The organism is Promicromonospora sp. NPDC060271, from assembly GCF_042726755.1.
Lineage (GTDB): Bacteria > Actinomycetota > Actinomycetes > Actinomycetales > Cellulomonadaceae > Promicromonospora.
Genome location: NZ_JBHXBG010000036.1, coordinates 26,083 through 34,794, shown reverse-complemented (window position 1 = coordinate 34,794; position 8,712 = coordinate 26,083). Strand labels below are relative to the sequence as shown.

Here is an 8,712-nt window from a genome sequence, read left to right as displayed (position 1 = left end):
CTCTGAGATCGGTCAATCAAACGACCGATCTCAGAGCAAGTGACCGATCTCGAACGTCAACGAGTGCAACTGACCGATCTGGACGGCCCTTGGGCCCGGAGGCTGGAGCTAGGCCCCGCAGCCTGGAGCTAGCGGTTGCCCGGACCGTTCTGGGTGCTCAGGGAGCCGTCCGAGACCTGGACCGTCTGCAGCCTGCTCGTCGGGGCGAGGCCGGGGCCCGCGTCGTCGCTCCGGACCGGCGCCCAGACGGGGGCGATCCGCGGGATCCGCGGCACCGTGGACCGGCGCGGGATGCCGTTCGTCGGTCCGCCGTCGGCGGTGACCGAGGAGCGATCCCCGGGCTGACCCACTGGGCCGGGCCCGACGGGCTGACCCGCCGAACCGCCGGCCTGACCCGCCGAACCGCCGGCCTGACCCGCCGGGCCTGGCCTAACGGGCTGTGCCGGCTGGGCGGCCGGGAGCGGCTCCGCCGTGCGCTCGGCAGGTGCGGGGTCCGCCGCCCGTGCGCCCGCCGCCGGCTCCTGGGCCGGTACCGGCCGCGCGGGCCGCATCACCTGCGCGGGCTGTGCCACGTGGGCCACCCGTGCGGACTTCTTCCTTCCTGCGCCGCGACCCTTCTTGCCGGACTTCGCGCCGGTGTCCTCGCTGCGCGGCTGGTACTCGTAGCCGTAGCCCGCTCCGTAGGGGTCCGCGCCGCGGCCCACCTTGTTCAGGACTATCCCGAGCACCCGGGCGCTGACCGTGGACAGGTTCGCCAGCGACTGCCGGAGCTGTTCGCGGCGGATCTGGCCGGCGCCGGCCACCATGAGCACGCCGCTCGTCATCCGGGCGATCAGCGCCGCGTCGGTGACGGGCAGCAGCGGCGGGGTGTCGATGACGACGTAGTCGAACTGTTCGCTCATCTCGTGGACCAGCCGGGCCATGGCCTTCGAGCCCACGAGCTCGGCGGGGTTCGGCGGCACGACGCCCGACGGCATGACGAACAGGCCCGCCGAGCCCCAGGGCTGGATGGCGTCGTCGATCGTGGCCCGCTGGATGAGCAGGGTCGTGAGCCCCACCGACCCCTCGATGCCGAGGTACCCGGCGACCGAGGGGCGACGGAGGTCGGCGTCGATCAGGAGGACCCGCGAGTCCGCGTCCGCGAGCGTGATGGCGAGGTTGATCGCGGACGTCGTCTTGCCCTCGTCCGGGAGCGACGACGTGACGACGAAGGCCTGCGGGCCGCCGTCCAGGTCGAGGAACTGCAGGTTTGTCCGCAGCCGCCGGAACGCCTCGGACCGCGCGTGGTACGGGCTCGTCTGGACGACCAGCGGGTTCTTCTCCGCCTCGTCGTCCATGGTGATGGCACCGATGACCGCCGAGTCGGTGACGGCGCGCACGTCCTGCTCCGACCGCACCCGGGTGTCGGCGATCTCCCGCAGGACGGCGAGGGCGATCCCGAGGGCCGCGCCGAGGAGGAAGCCCACGAAGATCATCACGGGGATGTTCGGGTAGCTCGCGGAGCCCGGCGGGGCGGCCTCACGGACCATCTGGAGCTGGACCGGGGAGTCGACCGCCTGCTGCGGCGTCTCCAGCTCGTCGACACGCTCCGCGAGGCTCTCGGCGACGGTGTTCGCGATCCGTGCGGCGACCGTCGGGTCGGCGTCGGTGGCGGTGATGTCGATCAGCACCGTGTCGGTCACCGGCGCCGCCTGGACCCGCGTGCCGAGCTCGCCGGCCGTCGTGTCGAGGCCCAGCTCCACGATCACCGGGTCGAGCACCTGGGGGCTCCGCACCAGGTTGGAGTACGACACCACGCGGCGCTGGACATAGCTGGTGCCTGTGGCCAGCTCGGACGTCGACTCCGCCCCGTGGAACGACACGAATACCTGCGCGGAAGTCGTGTACGCCGGAGTCCTGGTCAACGCGAACAGGCTGGCGAGCATGATTCCGGCGAGCGCGACAGCGGCCACAGGAGCCCAGTGCTCACGGATTATCCGGAGGTATTCGGTAACGTTCAACGCGTCCCCTGATGATGCACGATCGTTCGGTTTCTGTCGGCCGAGAAGCGTGCCGATCTGCGTCCTGCCGATTTGCGTCCTACCGATTGGCATCCCAAAGAGCCAGGCAGAGTTGCATATCGGGTTTCGTTCCCGCGCCCACCTGCGCTTCCGTTGGTAATCTAACTGACGTTCGGATGAACCACACCCGCAGGGATATATGTCCTTTTCGGGGTGATCATGGCACGCAGCGGAGGGGCGCAGTTGCGAATTCTGCATGTCACGGACCGGTATTCCGGTGGCGTCGGCCGGGCGATCGACCGCATTACGGAACTGGTTCCCGAGGCCGAACATCATCTGCTGTCCACCGGTATCGAGAGCATTGACGGCCGTGGTGTCTACCGCACCACCGCCCGGCTTCCGGACGGGATGTCGGCCCGGGTGCGGGCGGTCCGCCAGGTCATCGACGAGGTGGCGCCCGACGTCGTGCACGCGCACTCGAGCTGGGCCGGGCTGTACACGCGGCTGCGGAGGCTTCCGGTGCCCGTCGTCTACCAGCCGCACTGCTACTACTTCGAGCGGGCGGACCTCCCCGCGCCGGTGCGCGGCGCCGTCCGGGTCATGGAGCGGGCGCTGGCGGCGAACGGTTCGGTGGTCGCCGCGGTGAGCCGCCGCGAGGAGAGCCTCGCCCTGTCGATGGGCGTGCGAGACGTCGTACGCATCCCCAACGCGCCGTCGTCGGCCGCGGTCCGGGAGGCCGGGGCCCGCTCCGGCGCGCCGGCCGGGGACCGCAGGGCGGTGGCGATGGTCGGCCGCGTGGTCGCCCAGAAGGATCCGCGCTTCTTCGCGGAGACCGCGCGGTTCGCCGACCGGTTCGGCCTCGGGCTGTCCTTCCGCTGGCTGGGCGACGGCGACAAGGCGCTCGTTCGCGAGCTGCGGGGCGCGGGTGTCGAGGTCACCGGCTGGCTCACCGCCGACGCCGTCATGCGCGAGCTGGTGGCGTCCGACGTCTATCTGCACTGCGCCGCGTACGAGGGGTTCCCGATCAGCGTGCTCGACGCCGCCCGGGTGGGCCTGCCGACCGTCGTCCGCCGGATCCCGGCGTTCGAGGGGACCCGCCTCACCACTGCCCGGACCCCGGCCGAGGCCGCCTTTGCCGCCCATGCCGCCGTCGCGGACCCGGAACAGCGCCTCCGGATGATCGCGGCCGGCGACCGGCTCGTGGGTGAGATGGACGAGTCGGCTCTGCACGACGGCGTGGTCGAGGCGTACGCGAAGGCCACCGGCGGGGCGCTGGTGCCGTGACGGCCGGTCGGGCCGTCGACGTGCGCGCGGTCGACCCCGACCGCACCGTCAAGCAGGTGCTCGTGGCGCTGCTCCTGGTCGGCAGCGCCTGCTACGTGTTGCTGGGCAGCCCGTTCATCCCGGCCCGGTTCCTGTACGACAGCAAGAAGATCGCGACGATCGCGGGCGGCTACCAGGGCTACGACTCCGACAAGTCCTTCAGCGCGGTCGGCGCGATCTACCGTGCGCTGGGCCTCGCCGACCAGCCGATGTGGGCGGCGCTGCTGGGCTACGTGCTCTTCGTGGCCGTGCTGCTCCTCTCCCTGCGCGGGCGGATCGGCAACGCCGGCCTCATGTCCCTCGCGCTGATCGCGGGCGCGACGGTTCTCGCCGTCGTCTACGTCGGCACGTACTCCAAGGACGTGTTCGTGCTCCCGATCGCGCTCATCGCGCTGTGGCGACGCCGCGGGTTCTGGCCGGAGCTCGTGCTCGTCGGCGCCATGGCGTACTACGCGCACGAGTTCCGCGACTACTGGTACCTCGTCATCGGCGGCTACATCGGGTTCCGGCTGGTCATGTGGCGGGGGTTCTCGGTGCGCAGGATGATCGGCGCCGCGCTGGCCGCGCTCGTCGTCCTCTCCGTCGTGTTCCAGAACTATCTGGGGGTCGAGCTCGACTTCTACCGGACGAAGGTCAACGAGGTCCGGATCGGCGACGTGGACACGCGCACCCTCATCGAGCCGTTCTTCGACCTGGAGGGCCCGGTCGGGAGCCTCCTCAACTCGGCGATCGTGCTCGTCACGTTCGCGGTGCCGCTGCCGCTGTTCCTGCGGTTCTCGCCGTACTACCTCGTGGTCGCCGTGTTCCTGCTGGTGCTGTGGTTCATGTTCGCCCGGGCGGTGCACCTGTCGTCGGCCGAGTCGCGGACCGACCCGCGCTGGGCGCGGCTGGTGGCGCTGGTCCTGAGCCTGACGGTCGTGCAGAGCGTGTTCGAGCCCGACTACGGGTCGTACGTGCGGCACCTGACGCCGATGCTGCCGCTGATGCTGGCGGTCATCCTGTGGCGGCCGCGCGCCTTTGGCAGGCCGGGGGCTCCGACGCCGCGGCCGCCGCGCGCTGACCTCTGCCGCTGCAAGGCGCCCACATGTTTTCTGCAAGGCGCCCTTTCTGGGCTGACGGACCCCGATCTCGTATCAGACGTACAGGTCACTCGGTTGACCTGTACGTCTGACACGGCATCTGGCGGGCCTACCACCTGAACTACCCCATCCACAAGCCTGTGCACGACGCCGCAAATGCCGTTACGACCCATTCACCGCCGACTACTCTCTGCCTTCGGATGCCCTACGCCGAGGCAGGGAGACGACGGTGCGATTCCAGCTTCTAGGTCACGTGTCCGCCCGGAGCGAGCACGGGCCGGTCCCGCTCGGCACGGCGCGTCAACGGGCCGTTCTCGCAGCGCTGCTGATCGAGCCCGGCGTACCCCTCTCGTCCGACCAGCTCGTCGAGCGGGTGTGGGGCCGGGCGGCGCCGCGCAGCGCGCGGCAGACCCTGCACAGCTACATCTCCCGGCTGCGGTCCGTGCTCGACGACGCGGGCGGCCCGGCGCCGACCCGCAGGGGCGGCGGCTACGTGCTCGAGGTCGACGCCGCCGCGGTGGACCTCCACCGCTTCCGCACCCTGGTCGCGCAGGCCCGGTGCGCCGACGACGACACCGCCGACTCACTGTGGCAGGACGCCATGGCCCTCTGGCAGGGCGTGCCGTTCGCCGACCTGGACAGCGACTGGCTGCACTCCCTCGCCGTGACGCTGGCGGCCGAACGACAGGCGGCCCGCCTCGACCACTACGACCTGCTGCTGCGCCGCGGGGAACACACGCGGCTCCTGCCCGAGGTGGCCGCCGACGCGGAGGCGCACCCGCTCGACGAACGGCTGGCCGGGCAGCTCATGGTCGCCCTGTACCGGTGCGGACGGCAGTCCGACGCCCTTGCCCACTTCCGGCTCGTCCAGGAGCGGCTGGCCGACGAGCTCGGCAGCGATCCCGGGTCGGCACTCCGCGACCTGCACCAGCGGATCCTGCGGCACGATCCGGAGCTGGCCGCGCCGCCGGCCGTCCCGGTGGCCGCTCCGGGCAACACCGTCGGCTCGCACACCGACGAGGCGGCGGGCAGTACCTCGGCAGACGCGGCTCCGAGCACTGCCAGGCCGGCGCACCGGCCGGCGCAGCTACCCCTCGACGTCGCCGGGTTCACCGGGCGCGACAGCGACCTGCGGCGCCTCGACGAGCTGCTGTCCGACGGCGCGGACGACCCGGTGACCCGAACCGTGGTGATCACCGCGATCCGCGGCACGGCAGGGGTCGGCAAGACGGCGCTCGCGGTGCGCTGGGCGCACCAGGTCGCCGACCGGTTCCCCGACGGGCAGCTCTACGTCAACCTCCGCGGCTACGACCCGGAGCAGCCGATGCGGCCGACGGACGCCCTCGCCCGGTTCCTGGTCGCACTGGGCGTCGGGGAGCGGGACATCCCGCTGGACGGCGACGAGCGGGCCGCCCGGTACCGGAGCGAGCTGGCCGGACGCCGGATGCTCATCGTGCTGGACAACGCGGGCAGCGTGGCCCAGGTGCGCCCCTTGCTGCCTGGGAGCGGTTCGTCGACCGTCGTGGTGACCAGCAGGGACAGCCTCTCCGGCCTGGTCGCGGTACACGGTGCCCACCAGGTCGATCTCGACCTGCTCCCCGCGGCCGACGCGGTGGACCTGCTGCACCGGCTGATCGGGCCACGCGTCGTGGCGGAGCCCGAGGCGGCCGCGACGCTCGCCGAGCAGTGCGCCCGGCTCCCGCTGGCGCTGCGGGTCGCGGCCATGCGGGCGTCGTCGCAGCCGGACCAGTCCCTGGCCGAGGTCGTGGCCGAGCTGGCCGACCGGCAGCAGCGGCTGGAGCTGCTCGACGCCGGTGGCGACCCGTACGCCGCCGTGCACGCCGTGCTCTCGTGGTCGGTGCAGCACCTGCCCGAGCAGGGCGCACGCGTGTTCCGGCGGCTCGGCCTGCACCCTGGACCCGACCTGGACCAGTACGTGGCCGCGGCCCTGACCGGCCTGACGTCGAACGCGGCCCGCCGGGTCCTGGAGTCGCTCGTCAGCGCACACCTGCTGCACCGGACCGGTCCGGGTCGATACGGCATGCACGACCTGCTGCGGGCCTACGCCACCCACCTGACCGGCACCCAGGACACCGACGGTGAGCGGCAGGAGGCAGAGGAGCGGCTCCTCGCCTATTACCAGGCCACGGTGGTCGCCGCGATGGACACCCTGTACCCGGGTGAGGCCTCGTACCGCCCTCCTGCCGCTGATCCGTGTGTTCCGATTCCCGACCTGACCGAGCCGGGTCCCGCGCACGACTGGCTGCGGAACGAGTGCCTGTGCATGGTCGCGATCGTGGAGCATGCGGCCGACCACCAGAGGTCTGGCTATGTGGTCGGGCTCGCCCGGATCTTGTACCGCCACCTGGCGGAAACCAATCTGACGGGCCTCGTCGCCCTCAACAGTCATGCGCTGCGGGCCGCCGAGGACGCGGGCGATCTGAACGGTCAGGCCCATGCGCTGTGCCAGCTCGGCGCCGGCCATTTCTGGATGGGCCAGGACGTGACGGCCTCTCAGCTTCTTCACCGAGCCCTGGCCTTGTACCGGCAAGTCGGTGATTCGGTGGGTGAAGCCCGCACCCTGACCAGCCGCAGTCATGTCAGCTACCAGCGGGGCAGGTACGCGAGCGCACGTGACGACTTGCAGCAGGCGATCGCCCTGTATCGCCAGGCCGGCGACAGACTCGGCGAGTCGAAAGCGCTGAATGGCATCGGCCTTATCGAAGAACGGTTGGGCAACTACGCCCGAGCCGTCGAGATCCACCAACAGGACCTCATGATCGTCCGGGAACTTGGTGCCCGGTCTGTCGAGCCAACGACGTTGAACAACCTTGCCGCAGCTGAACTGGGCCGGGGGAGGCACTCTGCCGCGGCAGGGTACGTGCGCGAGGCGATCACCATCCTCGAGGACCTGGGCAACCCGACCAGCAAGGCCCATGCCCTGGACACGCTCGGCACTCTCTACCTCCGCCTGGGGGATTCAGAGTCAGCCGGTGACTGCTTCCAGCAGGCCCTCGCCCATTTTCGTCAGATTGGCAGACGAAACGATCAAGCCTGGTCGATCAACGGCCTCGGCGAGGTTGCCCAGTTCGACGAGGACCCAGTAGCTGCCTTGCACCTGCACACTGAAGCGCTCACGATCGCCACCGAAGATGGGCTCCGGCACCAGCAGGCTCGTGCCCACGCCGGTATCGGACACGCGCACCGCGCCCTGGGCGGCGCGGGCTGGGCCCGCGCCCACTACGAGCAGGCCTATCTCATCTACACCGAGCTCGGTATGCCCGACGCCGTGGAGATGCTCGAGCTGATGGGGGACGTGCCGGTCGCGTGACCGGCCGGCCAGGGAATCAAGGTCGCTGCAAGCCGCGCACAAGTTTCCTGCAATCGTGCCTGCCTACGTTGTGTATCGACGCTGATGGCGTCGCACCAATGTCTGCTCAGGAACGATGGAAAGGACCCTCAGTGCTCAAGAACAGGACAATCGCGCAGAAGCTCGGATCGGTGATGTTCGCCGGTCTCATGGTGCTCACGGCGGGTGTCGCGATGGCGGCTGCGCCGGCATCTGCTGACACGAGGTGCGGTGACTGGCTGCAGGAGGACGAACGGGTGGGGCTCAACGACTTCCGTGCGGGAGCGAACTGCGCGGAGATCGACAGTGACGAGAAGGTGCGGGCGCATCTGGTCAAGGTCGATGCGGTGGACGACTACAGCTCCTGGTTCACCACCGAGTACAAGTCGTACTACACGGCCTGGCAAAGCTGCTGGGCGGGCTGCTCCTCATCCCGCGTCGTCAGCCCACGCTGACAGTGGGTGCTACTCGTGGAGGGCTTTGCAGCTAAGGCCCTCCACGGGCTCGCCGCTGCCGCAAGAACACTGGATGGAACCGGCCGGAGACGATAGAAGGAACTTTCTATGCTGAAAGAGGGGCCAATCGCCCAGAAGGTCGGATCGGTGATGTTCGCCGGTCTCATGGTGCTCAGCGCCGGCGTCGCGCTGGCGGCCGCACCGGCGTCCGCCACGACCTGCAGCACCACCCTGCACAGGGAGGACGCACCGTTTGCCCCCGACCCATTCAGGGCCAGCGCGTCCTGCTCGGACATCGACTACGACGACAAGGTGCGAGCCAAGCTGGACCGCAACAATTATCCGGACGTCCACTCCGTGTGGTTCTCGACTGAGGACACGACCCGCTACACGGACTGGCGCACCTGCCTCGCGGGCTGTGACGCCGACTACGAGGTCGGTCGACGCTGAGAGTCGGCTATACCCGTGGAGGGCCCTTTCAGTAGGCCCTCCACGGGCACGGCTTG

Annotated in this window: 6 protein-coding genes; 5 read left to right on the top strand and 1 reads right to left on the bottom strand. The window is 70.2% G+C overall.

What is annotated here, in order from left to right; translation table 11 throughout:
- Positions 1–128 precede the first annotated feature (128 nt).
- The gene (locus ACFWE2_RS08285) at positions 129–2,093 is read right to left on the bottom strand and encodes a polysaccharide biosynthesis tyrosine autokinase (RefSeq protein WP_377223737.1); all 1,965 of its coding nucleotides are present in this window, start codon (positions 2,091–2,093) and stop codon (positions 129–131) included.
- A gap of 150 nt (positions 2,094–2,243) precedes the next feature.
- Here ACFWE2_RS08285 and ACFWE2_RS08280 point away from each other — a divergent pair, with 150 nt between their 5' ends.
- The 5 genes from ACFWE2_RS08280 (at position 2,244) to ACFWE2_RS08260 (ending at position 8,656) form a co-directional block, all read left to right on the top strand.
- Positions 2,244–3,284 carry a glycosyltransferase gene (locus ACFWE2_RS08280; protein ID WP_377223736.1) on the top strand — a complete coding sequence of 347 codons (1,041 nt, stop codon included), beginning with the start codon at positions 2,244–2,246 and terminating at the stop codon, positions 3,282–3,284.
- Positions 3,281–4,522 (top strand): hypothetical protein, encoded by a 1,242-nt coding sequence (locus ACFWE2_RS08275; RefSeq protein ID WP_377223735.1) that lies wholly within the window; start codon positions 3,281–3,283, stop codon positions 4,520–4,522. Before ACFWE2_RS08280 ends, ACFWE2_RS08275 begins: the two co-directional genes overlap by 4 nt.
- A 109-nt stretch (positions 4,523–4,631) precedes the next feature.
- Positions 4,632–7,733, top strand: a complete 3,102-nt coding sequence (locus tag ACFWE2_RS08270) for a BTAD domain-containing putative transcriptional regulator (RefSeq protein ID WP_377223734.1) — start codon at positions 4,632–4,634, stop codon at positions 7,731–7,733.
- A gap of 131 nt (positions 7,734–7,864) precedes the next feature.
- Positions 7,865–8,206, top strand: a complete 342-nt coding sequence (locus ACFWE2_RS08265) for a hypothetical protein (protein WP_377223733.1) — start codon at positions 7,865–7,867, stop codon at positions 8,204–8,206.
- A 147-nt stretch (positions 8,207–8,353) separates the two neighbouring features.
- Positions 8,354–8,656, top strand: a complete 303-nt coding sequence (locus ACFWE2_RS08260) for a hypothetical protein (RefSeq protein ID WP_377223732.1) — start codon at positions 8,354–8,356, stop codon at positions 8,654–8,656.
- The last annotated feature ends 56 nt before the right edge of the window (positions 8,657–8,712 follow it).